This window comes from Methylorubrum thiocyanatum (genome assembly GCA_014138645.1).
Classification (GTDB): Bacteria; Pseudomonadota; Alphaproteobacteria; order Rhizobiales; family Beijerinckiaceae; genus Methylobacterium; species Methylobacterium thiocyanatum.
The window spans coordinates 73,772-90,599 of sequence record JACJIB010000001.1 but is presented as its reverse complement, the minus strand read 5'-3'; the positions used below and the strand labels follow the sequence as shown (position 1 = coordinate 90,599).

The 16,828-nt window shown below is 69.5% G+C and carries 16 protein-coding genes; 8 read left to right on the top strand and 8 right to left on the bottom strand.

The annotated features are described in order from the left end of the window. Window positions 1-119: 119 nt before the first annotated feature. Together HNR51_RS00410 and HNR51_RS00405 are read right to left on the bottom strand one after the other, a co-directional pair. The gene (locus HNR51_RS00410; RefSeq protein ID WP_182553659.1) at window positions 120-2,456 is read right to left on the bottom strand and encodes an amylo-alpha-1,6-glucosidase; all 2,337 of its coding nucleotides are present in this window, start codon (window positions 2,454-2,456) and stop codon (window positions 120-122) included. Window positions 2,457-2,615: 159 nt separating this feature from the next. Beyond that, window positions 2,616-3,749 carry a glycosyltransferase family 4 protein gene (locus HNR51_RS00405; RefSeq protein WP_012453521.1) on the bottom strand — a complete coding sequence of 378 codons (1,134 nt, stop codon included), beginning with the start codon at window positions 3,747-3,749 and terminating at the stop codon, window positions 2,616-2,618. Between the two features lie 438 nt (window positions 3,750-4,187). Between HNR51_RS00405 and rpmI the strand changes: the two genes are divergently transcribed. The 7 genes from rpmI to HNR51_RS00370 all read left to right on the top strand — a co-directional run bounded on the left by rpmI (window position 4,188) and on the right by HNR51_RS00370 (window position 10,263). Continuing rightward, entirely contained in the window at window positions 4,188-4,391 is a 204-nt protein-coding gene (gene rpmI, locus HNR51_RS00400) for a 50S ribosomal protein L35 (RefSeq protein WP_009863555.1), read from the top strand. A gap of 53 nt (window positions 4,392-4,444) precedes the next feature. Next, complete coding sequence (rplT, locus tag HNR51_RS00395) at window positions 4,445-4,810, top strand: 50S ribosomal protein L20 (RefSeq protein ID WP_012453520.1); 366 nt, start codon at window positions 4,445-4,447, stop codon at window positions 4,808-4,810. Window positions 4,811-5,001: 191 nt separating this feature from the next. Further along, window positions 5,002-6,081 (top strand): phenylalanine--tRNA ligase subunit alpha, encoded by a 1,080-nt coding sequence (gene pheS / locus HNR51_RS00390; RefSeq protein ID WP_182553658.1) that lies wholly within the window; start codon window positions 5,002-5,004, stop codon window positions 6,079-6,081. A gap of 20 nt (window positions 6,082-6,101) precedes the next feature. Continuing rightward, window positions 6,102-6,419, top strand: a complete 318-nt coding sequence (locus HNR51_RS00385) for a hypothetical protein (RefSeq protein WP_012453518.1) — start codon at window positions 6,102-6,104, stop codon at window positions 6,417-6,419. Continuing rightward, window positions 6,416-6,922 (top strand): hypothetical protein, encoded by a 507-nt coding sequence (locus tag HNR51_RS00380; protein WP_012453517.1) that lies wholly within the window; start codon window positions 6,416-6,418, stop codon window positions 6,920-6,922. Before HNR51_RS00385 ends, HNR51_RS00380 begins: the two co-directional genes overlap by 4 nt. A 24-nt stretch (window positions 6,923-6,946) precedes the next feature. Further along, on the top strand, window positions 6,947-9,370 hold the full coding sequence (gene pheT, locus HNR51_RS00375; RefSeq protein ID WP_182553657.1) for a phenylalanine--tRNA ligase subunit beta: 2,424 nt from the start codon (window positions 6,947-6,949) through the stop codon (window positions 9,368-9,370). A gap of 17 nt (window positions 9,371-9,387) precedes the next feature. Next, on the top strand, window positions 9,388-10,263 hold the full coding sequence (locus HNR51_RS00370; RefSeq protein ID WP_182553656.1) for a DUF1186 domain-containing protein: 876 nt from the start codon (window positions 9,388-9,390) through the stop codon (window positions 10,261-10,263). Here the strand turns inward: HNR51_RS00370 and HNR51_RS00365 are convergent. Beyond that, the gene (locus HNR51_RS00365) at window positions 10,211-11,035 is read right to left on the bottom strand and encodes a HesA/MoeB/ThiF family protein (RefSeq protein ID WP_182554001.1); all 825 of its coding nucleotides are present in this window, start codon (window positions 11,033-11,035) and stop codon (window positions 10,211-10,213) included. The genes HNR51_RS00370 and HNR51_RS00365 overlap by 53 nt on opposite strands. A 264-nt stretch (window positions 11,036-11,299) precedes the next feature. Here HNR51_RS00365 and dapE point away from each other — a divergent pair, with 264 nt between their 5' ends. After that, window positions 11,300-12,463: a succinyl-diaminopimelate desuccinylase gene (gene dapE, locus HNR51_RS00360; protein WP_182553655.1), complete on the top strand. Its 1,164-nt coding sequence runs from the start codon at window positions 11,300-11,302 to the stop codon at window positions 12,461-12,463. Here dapE and truA read toward each other — a convergent pair. From truA to HNR51_RS00335, 5 genes are all read right to left on the bottom strand, one after another. Continuing rightward, window positions 12,448-13,206 (bottom strand): tRNA pseudouridine(38-40) synthase TruA, encoded by a 759-nt coding sequence (gene truA, locus HNR51_RS00355; RefSeq protein WP_182553654.1) that lies wholly within the window; start codon window positions 13,204-13,206, stop codon window positions 12,448-12,450. The genes dapE and truA overlap by 16 nt on opposite strands. A gap of 13 nt (window positions 13,207-13,219) precedes the next feature. Further along, on the bottom strand, window positions 13,220-14,149 hold the full coding sequence (fmt, locus tag HNR51_RS00350) for a methionyl-tRNA formyltransferase (protein WP_182553653.1): 930 nt from the start codon (window positions 14,147-14,149) through the stop codon (window positions 13,220-13,222). Window positions 14,150-14,158: 9 nt separating this feature from the next. After that, window positions 14,159-14,674 carry a peptide deformylase gene (locus HNR51_RS00345; RefSeq protein WP_182553652.1) on the bottom strand — a complete coding sequence of 172 codons (516 nt, stop codon included), beginning with the start codon at window positions 14,672-14,674 and terminating at the stop codon, window positions 14,159-14,161. 116 nt (window positions 14,675-14,790) lie between these two features. Next, complete coding sequence (locus HNR51_RS00340; protein WP_182553651.1) at window positions 14,791-15,528, bottom strand: SDR family oxidoreductase; 738 nt, start codon at window positions 15,526-15,528, stop codon at window positions 14,791-14,793. Further along, window positions 15,528-16,805, bottom strand: coding sequence for an FAD-binding oxidoreductase (locus tag HNR51_RS00335; RefSeq protein WP_239681653.1), 1,278 nt, complete (start codon window positions 16,803-16,805; stop codon window positions 15,528-15,530). The genes HNR51_RS00340 and HNR51_RS00335 overlap by 1 nt, the downstream gene beginning before the upstream one ends. Window positions 16,806-16,828: the final 23 nt, after the last annotated feature.

Below are 16,828 nucleotides of genomic sequence, written 5' to 3'. Positions count from 1 at the left end.
ACAAGGCTCGTTTTGCAAATGCGCTGCCCCCTCGCGGGGGCGGCGCATTTTCGTTTTCGCCGCGAGGCGGTCGCCGACGGCCTCGAAGGGAGGAGGCCGCCGGGTCGCGCGCGAAGAGTCTATTTCAGCATCGAGATCTGCATGTCGCCGACGCGCCGGGTCACCGCGACCGTCACGTCGTGGCCGTGCCGGTGCAGACGGATATCGGCCCGGGAGTCGCCGAGCTTGAGGTTGAACAGTTCCACCGCTTCGAGGAAGCGCGGCAGGACCGGATTGCGGAAGCGGATGCGGTTGCGGGCGTGGTCGAGTTCGAGCCCGAGACAGGCCGCGAGGAAGGCGAAGGGCGCCGCCGCCGCCCAGGCCTGCGGCGAGCAGGCGACGGGGTAGCTCACCGGCCCGCGCTGGCGCCGCCGCATGAAGCCGCAGAACAGCTCCGGCAGGCGCTTCTGGTCGTAATACAGGCTCGTGTCGAACATACCCTCGAACACCTGCGCCGCCTCGTCCTTGAGGCCGTAGCGGGCCAGCCCCAGGGCGCAGATCGCGTTGTCGTGCGGCCAGATCGAGCCGTTGTGGTAGGACATCGGGTTGTAGCGCGCCTCGCCCTTGGCGATGGTGCGGATGCCCCAGCCGTTGAAGCCGTCGTTGGACAGGAGCTGCGCCGCGACCTTCGGGGCCCGCTCCGGCAGGGCGATGTCGGTGAACAGGGCATGGCCGGTATTGGAGGAGCGCACGGCGCATTGCCGCTTGGCCCCGTCGAGGGCCAGCGCGTAGGTGCCGATTTCCTCGCACCAGAACGCCTTGTCGAAGTTCTCGCGAAGGGTGTTGGCGGCGGCCGAGAGCCGGACCGACAGGTCGTCCTCGCCGAGCAGGCTCGCGAGCCGCGCCGCACCGCGCTTGGCCGCGTAGACGTAGCCCTGGACCTCACACAGGGCGATCGGCCCCTTGGCCATGGCGCCGTCGGCGTGGAAGATCGAGTCGTGGCTGTCCTTCCAGCCCTGGTTGGCCAGACCCTGCTCGGTCTCGCGGGCATATTCGACGAAGCCGTCACCGTCGCGGTCGCCGTAGATGTCGATCCAGTCGAGCGCCAGCTTGAGCTGCGGCCAGATCGCCCGGATCGTGTCGAGGTCGCCCGTCACCTCGTGATACTGCGCCGCCAGCATCAGGAAGAGCGGCGTGCCGTCGATGGTGCCGTAATAGTGGCGGAACGGCACCTCGCCGAGCATCGCCATCTCGCCGCGGCGGGTTTCGTGGAGGACCTTGCCGGGCTGGGCATCGGCGGCCGGATCGACCTCCTTGGCCTGGGTCGCGGCGAGGAAGCGCAGCACGCCCTTGCCGAAATTCGGATCGATCCAGAGCGCCATCATCGCCGTGATGATGCCGTCGCGGCCGAACACCGTGGAGTACCAGGGGATGCCGGCGAAGGGGTAGATCCCCTCCTGCGTCCGGGTCGCCAGCATGTAGAGATCGGCGGTCGCCCGGCAGAGCCCCTCGTTGAACTGGTCGTTCGAGGAGATGATCGTGGTGATGCCCGCCGTGATCTGGCGCTGGTCGCGGCGGTTGTCGCGATAGGCCCGGGCGAAGATGCGGCCCTCGCTCAAGCGCCGGTCCGGCTGCTCGGCGAGGCTGCCCGCCGCCCGCGACAGGGCCGCCGCGGCCGCCTCGCCGGCCTTCTCGGGCCCCGGCGCACTGGTATAGGCGCGGTGCGACTGGCAGAGCACGCGGATGAATAGCGAGGTGTTGGCGCCGGGCGCCAGGTCGACCACGAATTCGGCCTTGCCCGGCTCCAGCGTGTGCGGCTTCGGCCCGAAATGCAGCGAGGTGGTGCGCACGATCTCGTCGAGGCCGGCGTAGCGGAACTGCACCTCGGTGTCGCTTCGGCGCTCCACCGTGCGCTTGCCGCGGTTGGTCCGGTCGGAGCCGCGCACCTCGAACAGGTCGCGGTAATCGGCGTCGAAGGTGACGCCGATGCGCAGGCGACGGCGACGGGTGTCGTAGTTGCGCAGGCCGATACGGTCGTAGCAGGCGCCCTTGAACAAGAACTTGGTGCGCTCGATGGCGATCAGCTCGCGGGGGATCGCGGTCTCGTCGCCCGCATCGAGCCGGATGTCGGGGGTGGTGAGATCGACGCTGAGCGCCCCGTTATCGTCCTGGATCGCCGAGGACAGCATCATCGGCCGCTCGTCCTCGATCGTCAGCGCAAGGCGCGAGAGGTAGCGCGTGTCCTGGAAGTAGAGGCCCTCCGGCCCCGGATACCAGCCGATGTCCCCGTAGCTGTCGAGGACGGCGAAGGCCTCGCCGTATTTGAGGGCGCGTAAGGGGCGCTCCACCAGGGAGGCCTGGGCCTCGATATGGTATTGCGGCAGGTTCTCGTCGGCATCGAGCAGGCCGAATTTCGAGGCCGTCCGCTCCTCGGACGTATCGGCGTGGAGATGGGCTGCGTCGTCCTGTGCCGCCATGCGAAGCGCCTTTTTGCCGTTGATCCGATGCGGGCGAGGTCACCCTCGCAAATCGAAGGCCGCCGGCTGCCCCGAGGCAACCGGCGGCCCTGTCGGACCCGTTCAGTTAGGCGCTCTGTCGGCCCCGGCGAGGGGCCGAGAAAGATTCCCTTAAGCCTTTCAGGCCGGCATCGCGGCGACGTGGATCGGGCCGTGGGCGGAGCCGTTCAGCTCACCGTACTGCGGCGAGAAGGCGCCGGCGGCGGGCATCTTGATCACGTTTCCCTGGCCGGCCAGGAGCTGCTCGTAGGCCGAGACGTACTTGCGGACCATGACCTCGGCCGTGAAACGGCTCTCGAAATGGGCGCGGACGCCGGCGCGCGGCAGATCCTTGGCCCGGCGGCAGGCCTCGACCGCCTCGTCCATCGTCTTGACGATGAAGCCCGAGACGCCGTCCTTGATGACTTCCGGCACCGAGCCGTTGCCGAAGGCGATCACCGGCGTACCGGCCGACATCGCCTCGATCATCACGAGGCCGAAGGGTTCCGGCCAGTCGATCGGGAAGGCGAGCGCCAGGGCGTTGCCGAGGAAGTCCTTCTTCTGCTCCTCGTTGATCTCGCCGATATACTCGACCAGCGGATGATGGATCATCGGCTCGATCGTCTCGTCCCAGTATTCCTGGTCGGCCTTGTCGACCTTGGCGGCGATCTTCAGCGGGATGCCGGAACGGATCGCCATCTCGATCGCGCGGTCGGGGCGCTTCTCGGGCGAGATGCGGCCGAGGAAGGCGAGATAGCCGCCCTTGGCCTCCGGGTAGTACGGGCAGTTCTCCTTCGGCAGACCGTGATGGATCGTGGCCAGCCAGTTGGAGTTCTCGGGCATCGGCTCGCGCTGGTTGTCCGAGATCGAGACCAGGGGCATGCCCGTGAAGGTGTTGTAGACCGGCATGAAGTCCGGCACGTCCAGGCGACCGTGCATGGTCGTCAGGCACTTGTGATACAGATCCTCGAACATCGGATACTGCAGAAGATCGATGTGGAAGTGGATCACATCGAACTCGTGCGCCCGGCGATGCACGTGGTGCAGCATGGCGAGGTGGCCCGCGGTGTGGTCGCGGTAGCCGAGAAGGCGCAGGCCCTCCGGATGGCAGGCGGCGAGCTTCGCCGAAGTCTGGGAATCACCGCTCGCGAACAGGGTCACGTCGTGACCCTGACGGACGAGTTCTTCCGTGATCCACGAAACGACACGCTCGGTGCCGCCATAGAACTTCGGCGGCACGGCTTCCGCGAGCGGGGCAACCTGGGCAATGCGCACGAAGACGTCTCCTGTGACAGGAAATAGGGATGTTGGAGAGACTAATGGGGGACGCGGCCTGAGCGGGACATGAACGAAACAGACAGCCAAGGTTTATGGTTCCGCCCGGCGACTGGGGCGAGCGGCAATCTTTGCAACCCCACGCAATACCGGTTTTCCACATATGTTGGCCGGCCATGTCGGCTCCGGGGCCTCTCGCCTTGACGGTGGCCCGCACGCAATGACCGTGCCCCGGACGCGCCCTCCCTCCGACCAAACGGCATCCGCAGCTTCGCCGAGAGCAGGTCGATTGAAACCGCGAAAGGTTTCTGCCATAAGCCGCCCGCGTTGAACCGCCCGGCCGATCGGGCTGCCGTGGCGGTTCCCGTTGCTCCAGCAGCATTCAAGCGCGAAGTGCCGGCCGCCGGTCGGATCGCTGTCGCGTTTCAGGAGAGCCAAATGCCCAAGCTGAAGACGAAGTCGGGCGCCAAGAAGCGCTTCAAGGTTACCGGCACCGGCAAGGTGGTCTACGCCCAGGCCGGCAAGCGCCACGGGATGATCAAGCGGACCAACAAGCAGATCCGCAACCTGCGCGGCACCACGACCCTGTTCGAGGGCGATGCCGCCAACGTGAAGAAGTACTTCCTGCCGAACCAGCGGTAAGTCCTTCCAACCCCCGCGATCTGTTTTTGTCTTAACGTTCCAGGAGATCTCCCATGGCCCGCGTCAAGCGCGGCGTGACCAGTCACGCGAAGCACAAGAAGGTTCTGAAGGCCGCCAAGGGCTATTACGGCCGGCGCAAGAATACGATCCGCATCGCCAAGCAGGCGGTGGAGAAGGGTCTGCAATACGCCTACCGCGACCGCAAGAACAAGAAGCGCACCTTCCGCGCCCTCTGGATCCAGCGGCTCAACGCGGCGGTGCGCGAGCACGGCCTGACCTATTCCCGCTTCATCAATGCCCTCGCCAAGTCGGGCATCGAGGTGGACCGCAAGGCCCTTTCCGAGCTCGCCATCCACGAGCCGGCCGCCTTCGCGGCGGTGGTCGAGAAGGCGAAGTCGGCCCTGCCGAAGGCCGCCTGATCGTTTCGCCCCACGGCGGACCGACGTTTTGACAAGGCGCGGCGCGGCAAGCGCCGCGCCTTTTTCATTTGGGCCGGAGTGATTCGCTCAACGGTCTCAATTCGTCACGTTTGCGCGCTTGCAGGAATGCAAATGGGATGCAAACGACGCTGCGAATGCAGCCTGCGAACGACTGGCCAAGGACAGCGGTGATGGATCTCGACGCTCTCGAACGCGATCTTCTCGGACAGGTCGAGCGGACCGGGGACGAGGCGGGCCTCGAGGCCCTGCGCGTGGCGGCGCTCGGCAAGAAGGGCAGCGTCTCGGAGCTGCTCAAGACGCTGGGCACGATGACGCCCGACGAGCGGCGTGAGCGCGGTCCTCTCATCAACGGCCTGCGCGACCGGGTGCAGAGCGCAATTTCCCAGAAGCGCGAGGCGCTGGCCGAGGCCGCCCTCGACGCGCGGCTTTCCGCCGAGCGGATCGACGTGACGCTGCCCTTGCGCGAGGCGCCGGAGATCCGCGGCCGCATCCACCCGATCAGCCAGGTCATCGAGGAGATCACCGCGATCTTCGCCGATCTCGGCTTCTCGGTGGCGGAAGGGCCGGACATCGAGACGGACGAGCTGAACTTCACCGCGTTGAACTTCCCCGAAGGCCACCCGGCGCGGGAGATGCACGACACGTTCTTCCTTCCCCCCGACCATCTCGGACGGCGCAAGCTCCTGCGCACCCACACCTCGCCGGTTCAGGTGCGCACCATGCGCGCCAAGCAGCCGCCGATCCGCGTGATCATGCCCGGCCGCACCTACCGGCACGATTCCGACCAGACCCACACGCCGATGTTCCATCAGGTCGAAGGCCTCGTCATCGACCGTTCGGCCAACATCGCCAACCTGAAATGGGTGCTGGAATCGTTCTGCCGCGCCTTCTTCGAGGTCGAGGCGGTGACCATGCGCTTCCGCCCCTCGTTCTTCCCCTTCACCGAGCCGTCGGCGGAAGTGGACATCCAGTGCTCGCGGAAAGGCGGGGAGCTGCGCTTCGGCGAGGGCACCGACTGGCTGGAGATTCTCGGCTGCGGCATGGTCCACCCGAACGTGCTGCGCAGCGGCGGGCTCGACCCGGATCAGGTCCAGGGCTTCGCCTTCGGCATGGGCATCGACCGCCTCGCCATGCTCAAATACGGCATGCCGGACCTGCGACCCTTCTTCGAGGCCGACGTGCGCTGGCTGGAGCATTACGGCTTCCGGCCGATCGACGTGCCGAGCCTGGTCGGCGGGCTGACGGGGTGATGTCGCGGGAGACGCGGACGATGCTGAAGGAAGTGGACGTTCAGGCCCTTGCCGCCCAGATCTTCGCGGCGAAGCTCGGGCCGCTCGGTTTCGATCATGTCGAGGTGTCGTCAGGCATCGATCAGGACGGAGAACAGTCCTTCTTTCTCGACGCCTTCTTTCGACCGGGGACAGAGATCAAGGCTGTTCGTGCCCTCGTGGATGCACAAACGGAGCTGCATGACAGCCTCATCTCCAAGGGTGAGGAAAGGCCTCCCTACGTCTCGTTCCGCCTGCCCGATGACGGCGAGCCGCTCTCCGACGACCTCGATGATGAGGCGCAATCGGCCCGGCCATGAGCACGCTGCCGGCCTCCAGACCGCGAACCATCAGGCATCGTCTCGTTCGTGCCTTGCTCGATGTGGCTCAGGAGCGTCTGGCGCAGGAAGCGGGGCGGCCGAGGCAGACCGTCCTCCGGCGCTGCACGAGCGATGCCTATTACGGCGTGTTCCACGGCCTCTGCTATCTCGCCGCGGACGGCACGGTCGGCTGGAACGTGCCCTGGGACCGCTTCGAACCGATCTACCGTTCCATCGACCATCAGGAGACGAAGCGGCGCCTCGAAGCGAACGAGATCCGCAACCTTCATCCCGACGTGAAGCGGATCTCGGAGATTTTCCGCACGCTCATGAAGGAGCGGCACACGGCCGACTACGACCCACGCCCCTTCACGCGGTCGAAATCCGAAGCGGCACTGCTGGTTGCCCTCGCGGGGGAGGCGATTGATCTGATCGAAAGCCTCCCCGAAGAAACCTACCGAACCCTGGCGGTGCTTCTGGTCGCCAAGCCTCGTCGCACCTGACCGACAACGGAATTCCCGTCCCCGATGAAATTCACCCTCTCCTGGCTCAAGGACCACCTCGACACCGAGGCCTCCCTCGACGCGATCAGCGAGACGCTCACGCGGATCGGTCTCGAGGTCGAAGGCATCGAGGACAAGGCCGCGGCCTTGCGCCCCTACGTCATCGCCCGCGTCATCTCGGCCGAGCAGCACCCCAACGCCGACCGCCTGCGGGTCTGTCAGGTCGATCCCGGTGACGGACAGCCGCTCCAGGTCGTGTGCGGCGCCCCCAACGCGCGCACCGGGATGCTCTCGGTCTTCGCGCCCCCCGGCACCTACGTGCCGGGCAAGGCCATCACCCTCTCGGTCGGCACGATCCGCGGCGTCGAGAGCCGCGGCATGCTCTGCTCCGGTGCGGAACTCGGCCTCAGCGAGGATCACGACGGCATCCTCGATCTGCCCGCCGACGCGCCGGTCGGCACGCCCTACGCCGTCTGGGCCGGGCTCGACGATCCGGTGATCGAGATCAACCTGACGCCGAACCGCTCGGACTGCGCCTCGATCCACGGCATCGCCCGCGATCTCGCCGCCACCGGCATCGGCACCCTGAAGCGCGAGCCGATGCCGCCGGTCCGCGGCGAGGGCGCCTGCCCGACCCCTGTCACGCTGCAGTTCGACACGCACGACAAGGGTCTCTGCCCGCTCTTCGCCCTGCGTCTCGTGCGCGGCGTGAAGAACGGCCCCTCGCCCGAATGGATGCAGAAGCGCCTGCGGGCGATCGGCCTGCGCCCGATCAACGCGCTCGTCGACATCACCAACTACCTGACCTTCGACCGCGGAAGGCCGCTGCACGTCTTCGACGCGAAGAAGGTCGCGGGCGGGCTCACCGTGCGCCGCGCCGAGGACGGCGAGAGCCTCGTCGCCCTCGACGGCAAGACCTACCGGCTCGATTCCGACACGGTGGTGATCGCCGATGCTAACGGCGTCGAGTCGATCGGCGGCATCATGGGCGGCGAAGCCTCGGGCTGCGACGAGACCACCACCGACGTGCTGATCGAATCCGCGCTCTGGGATCCGCGCAACATCGCCCGCACCGGCCGGCGCCTCGGCATCATCACCGACGCGCGCTACCGCTTCGAGCGCGGCGTCGATCCGGCCTTCGCCCTGCCGGGGCTCGACCTCGCCACCCGCCTCGTGATCGATCTCTGCGGCGGCAGCCCGAGCCAAGCCACCATCGCCGGCGAGGTGCCGGAACTCTCCCACGTCATCGACTTCCCCTGGACCGAGGTGCGGCGGCTCGCCGGCATCGAGCTGTCGCGGGCCGAGATGAAGGTGACGCTGGAATCGCTCGGCTTCCACATCTCGGGCTCCGGCGACCGCGTGAAGGTGCTGCCGCCCTCCTGGCGGCCGGATGTCGAGGGCAAGGCCGACCTCGTCGAGGAGATCGTGCGCATCGCCGGTCTCGACCGGATCGAGCCGAAGCCGCTGCCGCGGATCGAGACCGTCGCGGTCGAGCCGATGCTCACCGTGCTGCAGCGGCGCGGGCGCCTCGCCAAGCGGGCGCTGGCCAGCCGCGGCATGCTGGAAGCCGTGACCTACTCCTTCATCCCGCACGCGGATGCGCGGCTGTTCGGCGGCGGCAAGCCGGACCTGGCGCTCGCCAACCCCATCGCCGCCGATCTCTCCGACATGCGCCCGAGCCTCGTGCCCGGCCTGTTGCGGGCAGCGCAAGCCAATGCCGACCGCGGTTTCCCGGATACCGCCCTGTTCGAGGTCGGCCAGTGCTTCGCCAGCGACGAGCCGGAGGGCCAGTCCCTGCGCGCCACCGGCCTGCGCCGCGGCACCGCCCGGCACAGCGGCGCCGGCCGCCACTGGAGCGGGGCGGCGGACGTCGTCGATGCGTTCGAGGCCAAGGCCGACGCGCTGGCGCTGCTCGCCGCGCTCGGCGTGCCGACCGGCGGGCTCCAGATCGTGGCCGGCGGCCCCGACTGGCTGCATCCCGGCCGCTCGGGCACCCTCCAATTCGGCCCCAAGAATGTCGTCGGCCATTTCGGCGAGCTGCATCCGCGCCTCCTGAAGGCGATGGACCTCAAGGGCACGCTGGTGGCCTTCGAGATCACCCTCGACGCCCTGCCGCTGCCGCGCCACCGCCCGACCAAGGCGAAGCCCGCGCTGGCGCTGTCGGACCTCCAGGCGATCTCCCGCGACTTCGCCTTCGTCGTCCCCCGCGACGTGCCGGCCGCCGACATCCTGAAGGCGGCGCAGGGCGCCGAGCGCAAGATGATCACCGGGATCGAGGTGTTCGACCTCTACGAGGGCACCGGCATCCCGGAGGGCGCGAAGTCGGTCGCCGTCGCGGTGCGGCTGCAGCCCTCCGAGCGCACGCTCACCGACGCCGAGATCGAGGCGGTGAGCGCCAAGATCGTCGCCGAGGTGGGCAAGAAGACCGGGGCGACGCTCCGTTCGTGATCGCGGGAGGCAAGGCCATGGACGCGGATCTCGTCGCCGTTCTCACGCAGGAGACGCATCTCCCGGCCGAGGCGCTGAAGCGGGCCGTCCAGGCTCCCGAGACGATCGCCGAGCCGGTGCTCGCTCTCCTCGAGCGGGCGGCGGAGGATGCCGATGCGATCGAGGACGAGGAGACCAACCTCCTGTTCTGGGGCCTGCACGCCCTGGCGGCGGCGCGCGACACGCGGGTCTTCCCGCCGCTGATGCGCCTGATGCGCCAGGACGGCGAGGCGGTCGACGGCCTTCTCGGCGATGCCGCGACCGAGACCCTGCCGGCGGTGATCGCCTCGACCTTCGACGGCGACACGGCGGCGCTCGCCCGGCTGATCCTCGACAGCACCGCCGACGATTTCCTGCGAAACTCGGCTTTCAACGCGCTGGGCTTCCTGACGCGACAGGGGCGAATCCCGCTCGAAGAAGCCGAGGCGCTGCTGGTGCGCTTCGACGAGGCACGCGCGGCGGTGGAGGAAGCCCCGGCCTGGATCGGCTGGGAGGAGGCGATCGCTTATCTCGGCCTGACCGGCCTCGCCCCGCGGGTGGAGGCGGCGCGGCGCGATGGCCGCATCACCGACGAGTTCAGCGACCTGCCGTGGTTCCGCAAGGCGTTGCGCCATGCGAGCGCCGAGCCGCCGGATCTCGGCGCCTTCGACGCCCACCGCTACACCTATCTCGACGATCCGGTGGGCGCCCTGGCCTGGACCGCGGAATCCTACGGCCAGCCGGTCACGAACCCGTTCAAGGATGTCGGCCGCAACGATCCCTGCCCCTGCGGCTCGGGCAAGAAGTACAAGAAGTGCTGCCTCAACGCGGCCGAGGCGGGAGCGCCGCCGGCTCGGCTGCCGGGTCTGTCCTGACCCCGGCCCCGTTCAGCGGGTTCTCCGGATCCCAGGCATAGGCCAGCGTCTCGAACCGCATCGAGCGGGCATCGACCATCAGCAGGCGCCCGACCAGGGGCTCGCCGAAGCCGGCGACCGCCCGGATCACCTCCATCGCCATCAGCGAGCCCATGACGCCCGCGAGCGCCCCGAGCACCCCGGCCTCGGCGCAGGGGGCGACACTGCCGGGCGGCGGCGGGCTCGGGAACAGGCAGCGATAGGTCGGGTTCGGCTCGCCCGTCGGACCGGTCTCGTGGGCGCGGATCGTGGTGAGCGAGCCGTCGAAGGCTCCGAGCGCCGCCGTCACCAGCGGCTTTTTCGCGTGGAAGCAGGCGTCCGAGACGGCGTAGCGGGTCGAAAAGTTGTCGGAGCCATCGGCGATGAGATCGTAGCCCGCGAGGAGGGCGGGCGCGTTCTCCGGATTCAGCCGGAGGGCATGGGTCTCGACCCGCACATGCGGGTTGAGCCGATTGACGGCGTCCGCCGCGCTCTCGACCTTCGGGCGGCCGACATCCGGCGTGCCGTGGATGACCTGCCGCTGCAGATTCGACAGCGAGACGGTGTCGTCGTCGACGATGCCGATGGTGCCGATGCCGGCGGCGGCGAGATACTGGATCAGCGGCGCCCCGAGCCCGCCCGCACCGATCACCAGCACGCGCCCGGCCTTCAGCCGGGCCTGTCCCGGGCCGCCCACCTCGCGCAGGACGAGGTGGCGGGCGTAGCGTTCGATCTCTTCGGAGGTGAGGGCCATGCCGGCCATGTAAGCGCCTCGGGCGGACAGCGGAAGCGGTTCAGGGCTTGCTGCGCGCAGGGCGGGTGCGTGCTACGGCTGGCCCACCAATGAAGAGTCACTGTTTCCCACCGGAATTCCTCATCCTGAGGTGCCGGAGCGGAGCGGAGGCCTCGAAGGATCCTCCAGGGATCGCGCGGCAACTGGACGATCCTTCGAGGCCCGCTGGCGCGGGCACCTCAGGATGAGGGACAGGGTGGGAGAAGCGAGCCACCGGGACCGCCCTTGTCCGACCAATCCCCCCTCGCCCTCGCCCAGGCGCTGATCCGCTGCCCCTCCGTCACCCCGGAGGAGGGCGGCGCACTGTCGTTCCTGGCGGAAAGGCTGACCGAGGCGGGCTTTTCCGTCGAGCGCCCGGTCTTTTCGGAGGCCGGCACGCCGGACATCGAGAACCTGTATGCCCGCATCGGCATAGCGGGGCCGGTCCTCGTCTTTGCCGGCCATACCGACGTGGTGCCTCCGGGCGACGCGGCCTCCTGGACGCACGGGCCGTTCTCCGGCGAGATCACCGACGGCTTCCTCTACGGCCGCGGCGCGGTGGACATGAAGGGCGGCATCGCCTGCATGCTTGCCGCGACGCTGGATTTCCTCGACCGCCATGGGCCGGATTTCGGCGGCTCCATCGCCTTCCTCATCACCGGCGACGAGGAGGGGCCGGCGGTCAACGGCACGGTGAAGCTGCTCGACTGGGCGAAGGCCAGGGGCGAGCGCTTCGACCATTGCCTGCTCGGCGAGCCGACCAACCCCGACAGCCTCGGCGAGATGATCAAGATCGGCCGGCGCGGCTCGCTCACGGGGCGCATCACCGTGCACGGGCGCCAGGGCCACGTGGCCTATCCGCACCGGGCCGAGAACCCGATCCCCGGCCTGCTGCGCCTCGCCTCGGCGCTGATCGCCGAACCGCTCGACGGCGGCACCGCGCATTTCGACGCCTCGAACCTCGAATTCACGACGATCGACGTCGGCAACCCCGCCACCAACGTGATCCCGGCCTCGGCCAAGGCCGTCTTCAACGTGCGCTTCAACGACGACTGGACCGCCGAGACGCTCGGCGCCGAAATCCGCAAGCGCCTGGAGGCGGCGGCCGGCAACGCCGTGCGCTTCAGCCTCGACCTTCAGCCCTCGAACTCGCCGGCCTTCCTGACCCAGCCCGACGCCTTCGTCGATCTCGTGGCGGATGCGATTGCAGCCGAGACCGGACGGCGCCCGGCCCTCTCCACGACGGGCGGCACCTCGGATGCGCGCTTCATCAAGGATGCCTGCCCGGTGATCGAGTTCGGCCTGGTCGGGCGGACCATGCACGAGACCGACGAGCGGGTGGCGGTGGCGGATCTCGACCGGCTCACCGCGATCTACGGGCGGGTGCTGGAGCGTTATTTCTCGTCGTAATCGACGCCGACGAAGGTCAGCCCGCAGGCCGGGGCCAGCGGCCCGCAGCGGTGCTTGGCCTTGGTGGCCAGAATCTCCGCCACGTCGTCGGCGGAGAGGCGGCGGCAGCCGGCGAGCATCAGCGTACCGGCCATGGCGCGCACCTGATGGTGCAGGAAGGAGCGGGCCGAGGTCGCGATCACGATCTCCTCGAACAGGCCCATCCGCTGGCGCGTCACGTCGAGCTGTTCGAGTGTGCGCACCGGGCTCGCCGCTTGGCACTCCGCGGCCCGGAAGGCGGAAAAATCGTGGCGGCCGAGCAGGCGCTGCGCGGCGGCGTGCATCAGGTCGGCGTCGAGCGGCCAGGGCACGTGCCAGACATGGGCGCGGGTCAGCGCGGCGGGGCTGCGCCGGTTGAGAATGCGGTAGCGGTAGTGCCGCCGGATCGCCGAGTGCCGGGCGTCGAAGTCGTGTGTCACCACCTCGGCCGAGACGATGGCGATCGGCTGCGGGCGCAGATGCGCGTTGAGGGCGTCGCGCACGGTGTCGGTGCGCCAGTCCCTGGCGAGGTCGAGATGGGCGACCTGATGGATCGCGTGCACGCCCGCATCGGTCCGGCCGGCGCAGGTGAGCCGCGCGGCCTCGCCGGAGAAGCGGGTGACGGCGGTCTCGATGGCGGCCTGCACGGTCGGATCGTCGGCCTGCCTTTGCCAGCCGCAGAACGGTCCGCCGTCATACTCGATGACGAGCTTGTAGCGGGGCATCAGACTTGCGCGCTCACGCGAAGGAGGCTCCCGCCGCCAGCCGCGCCCCGCGCAGGAACTCTTCGCCGCTGGCGACACCGCCCTTGCCGGCCCGGCGCAGTTCGAGGAGCCGCACCGCGCCCGTGCCGCAGGCGACCGTGCCGGCGGCGTCGAGCAGCGTGCCCGGCGTGCCGGAGCCGTCATGGGCCAGCGCCCGCAGCACCTTCACCCGCTCCGGTCCCTTCCCGAGATCCGCCTCGAAATAGGCGCCCGGAAACGGCGACAGGCCGTTGATGTGGCGCGCGACCTCTTCGGCCTGCCGCGACCAGTCGATCCGCGCCTCTTCGTTGGTGATCTTGTGGGCGTAGACGACGCCTTCCGTCGCCTGCGGCGCGAAGGTCAGGCCCTCCCGCTCCAGCGCCTGGATCGCCCGCCCCATCAGGTCGGCGCCAAGCGGCATCAGCCTGTCGTGCAGTTCGCCCGCGGTCATCCCTTCGGTGATCGCAAGGCGCGCTTCCATCGCTACCGGCCCGGTATCGAGCCCGGCCTCCATCCGCATCACGCCGACACCGCTCTCCGCGTCGCCCGCCATCACCGCCCGCTGGATCGGCGCAGCCCCGCGCCAGCGCGGCAGCAGCGAGCCGTGCAGGTTGAGGCAGCCGAAGCGCGGGACGTCGAGGATCTTTTGCGGGAGCAGCATGCCGTAGGCGACGACGACCGCCACGTCCGCCCCATGCCCGGCGAAGGTCTCGAAAGCCTCCTCGCTCTTGAGGGTCGAGGGCGTCAGCACGGGGAGGCCCAAAGCCTCGGCACGGGCATGGACCGGCGAGGGCTTGAGCGCCATGCCGCGGCCGGCCTTGGCCGGGGCGCGGGTGTAGATGGCGACGATGTCGTGGCCGTCGGCGTGGAGACGGTCCAGGGTGGGCACCGCGAAGTCCGGCGTCCCCATGAAGACGATGCGCATCGGAACCCGTCAGGCGGCGTCGCGCTTGGCGGCCTTGGTGAACTTCTTCATCACCCGGTCGCGCTTGAGCTTCGACAGGTGGTCGATGAACAGCACGCCGTTGAGGTGGTCGATCTCGTGCTGGAGGCAGGTGGCGAGCAGGCCGTCGGCCTCCTGCTCCACCGTCTCGCCGTCGAGGGTCATGTAGCGCACCCGGACGCGGTCCGGCCGCTCGACCTCGCCGTAGAATTCGGGGATCGACAGGCAGCCCTCGTCGTAGACCCGCTTCTCCTCAGACGACCAGACGATCTCCGGGTTGAGATAGACGGTCGGGTTCTTCGCGTTCTCGTCCTTCGAGGTGTCGATGGTGACGACGCGCTTGGCCACCCCGATCTGGATCGCGGCGAGGCCGACGCCGGGGGCGTCGTACATCGTTTCGATCATGTCGCGGGCGAGCGTGCGGATCTCCTCGGTGACGGCGCTCACCGGCTCGGAGATGAGGCGCAGCTGCGCATCGGGCAGGATGACGAGGGGACGGACGGTCATGGCTTCCGGGCCGGGATGGGCGATGGGGAATGCGAACGCGCGCGAAAACGCGTTCCCTCACCCGGAGATAGGCGGCGGCGCGGGGGTGGTCAAATGTCTGGCCGGGTGGGCCGCGGTCACAGGCTCAGGCGCTTGAAGACCGGCTCGGGAATCGCGCCGATCACGGCCATGACGAGGCGCCAGACCTTGCGCACGTAGACGACATCGCCCCCGCGCCCTTCCGCGGCGGCGTAGACCGCCCGCCCGACCTCGGACGGTTCGGCGGTCAGGAGCGGCGGCAGGCGCAGGCCGCGGGTCATCCGGGTCCGTACGAAGCCCGGCTTCACCGTCACCACCCGGACGCCGCTCTTGGCCAAGCGGTTGCGCAGGCCGGAGAGGAAGGCGGTGAAGCCGGCCTTGCCGGCGCCGTAGACGTAATTCGAGCCGCGCCCGCGGTCGCCCGCCACCGAGCTGATGCCGACGATCGCGCCGCTTCCGCGCGCGGCGAAGCGCTCGGCGACGAGGCCGAGCAACAGGGAGGGCCCCAGGAAGTTCGTCCGCATCACCCCCTCGGCATGGGCGAGGTCGCCCTCGGCCCTGGCTTGGTCGCCGAGTTCGCCGACCGCGCAGACCACCGTGTCGGGCAGCGCCGGGAGCCCGTCGAGCCATCGGGCGAAGTCGCCCGTCGCCAGGATGTCGAGGCGCAGCAGCGCGACCTCGGCCCGGTAGCGGGCGGCGAGGTCGTCGGCGTTGCGCTGCGCCCGCTCGGGATCGCGGGCGGCGAGCAGGATGCGCCAGCCGGCCTCGGCGTAGCGCGCGGCCACGGCGTGGCCGATATCGGAGGTGGCCCCGACGAGGAGCAGGGTTCCGGCCATCACAATCCCAGGCGTGCGGAGAGGCGGGAGGCGAGCATGCCGTCGGCGCCGAGTTGCCGGCGCAGGTCACGGAAGGCGGGCAGCTCGGGATAGCCCGCCTCGAAGGTGTCGCGGGTCTGGCGCGCATCCTTGGCGAGGTAGAGGCGCCCCCCGGCCGCGACCACGCGGCGGTCGAGCGCGTCGAGCAGCGCGAAGGTCGCGGCATTCGCCGGCAGGTCGAGGGCCAGCGTGTAGCCGTCCATCGGGAAGGACAGCCCGCGCCCGCAAACCCCGAGGCGCTTGAGCACCGCCAGCGGCGAGGCGGTGCCGAGACGGGCGACCCGGTCGAGGATCTCGGCCAGCACCGCCCCGGCGCCGTGCCGGGGCACGACGCATTGATGCTGCACGAAGCCGCGGCTGCCGTAGAGGCGGTTCCAGGCCCTCAGCCCGTCGAGGGGAAAGAAGTAGCTGTGCCACGGGACGAGGCCGGGGCTGCCGGCCGCGGCCCCGCGCCGGAAGTACAGCGCGTTGAAGGCCGTGACCGAGGCGCGGTTCAGGGTCCAGGCCGGCCAGCCCGGCGGCACCGTGAGCCGGCCGGGGGGCGGGCTCGGGAACAGGTCGCGCCCGGCGGCCCGGCACAGGTCTCCGGAGGCGTGCTCGCCGCGATAGACCAGGCCCCGCCCGAGGGCGGATCCGCGGGCGAGGCCGTCGATCCAGGCCACCGAGTAGGTCGCGTCGCCGTCCTGCTCCAGAGCCTCCAGCATCGCCGCGAGGTCGGTCGCGATCCGGGTCCTCTGGACGATCCAGCCGCTCTCCACCGGCCGCAGGCGGAAGGTCGCGTCGAGGATCGTGCCGGTCAGCCCCATCCCACCGAGCGTCATGGCGAAAAGATCGGGATTCTGCTCGCGCGAGCAGAAGCGCGGGACGCCGTCGGGCGTCAGCAGGGTCAGCGCCTCGACATGGGCGCCGAAGCCGCCCTCGCGGTGGTGGTTCTTGCCGTGGACGTCGGAGGCGATCATCCCGCCCAGCGTCACGAACTGCGTGCCGGGCACGACCAGCGGGAAGAAGCCCCCCGGCAGGAAGGTCCGGACGATGTCGGCCAGCGTGACGCCGGCCTCGGCCCGCAGTCGCCCGGTGGCGGGATCGAAGCCGCGGATCCGGTCAAGGGCGCCGGTCAGGACGGTGGTGCGCAGGCCGACGGCGGCGTCGCCGTAGGCGCGCCCGCCGCCGCGGGCGATCACCCCGCGCCGGCCGCGCAGGAGCGCGGGCAGGGTCTCGGGCGCATCCGCTGCCAGCATCTCGCTGGCCGCACGGGGATAAC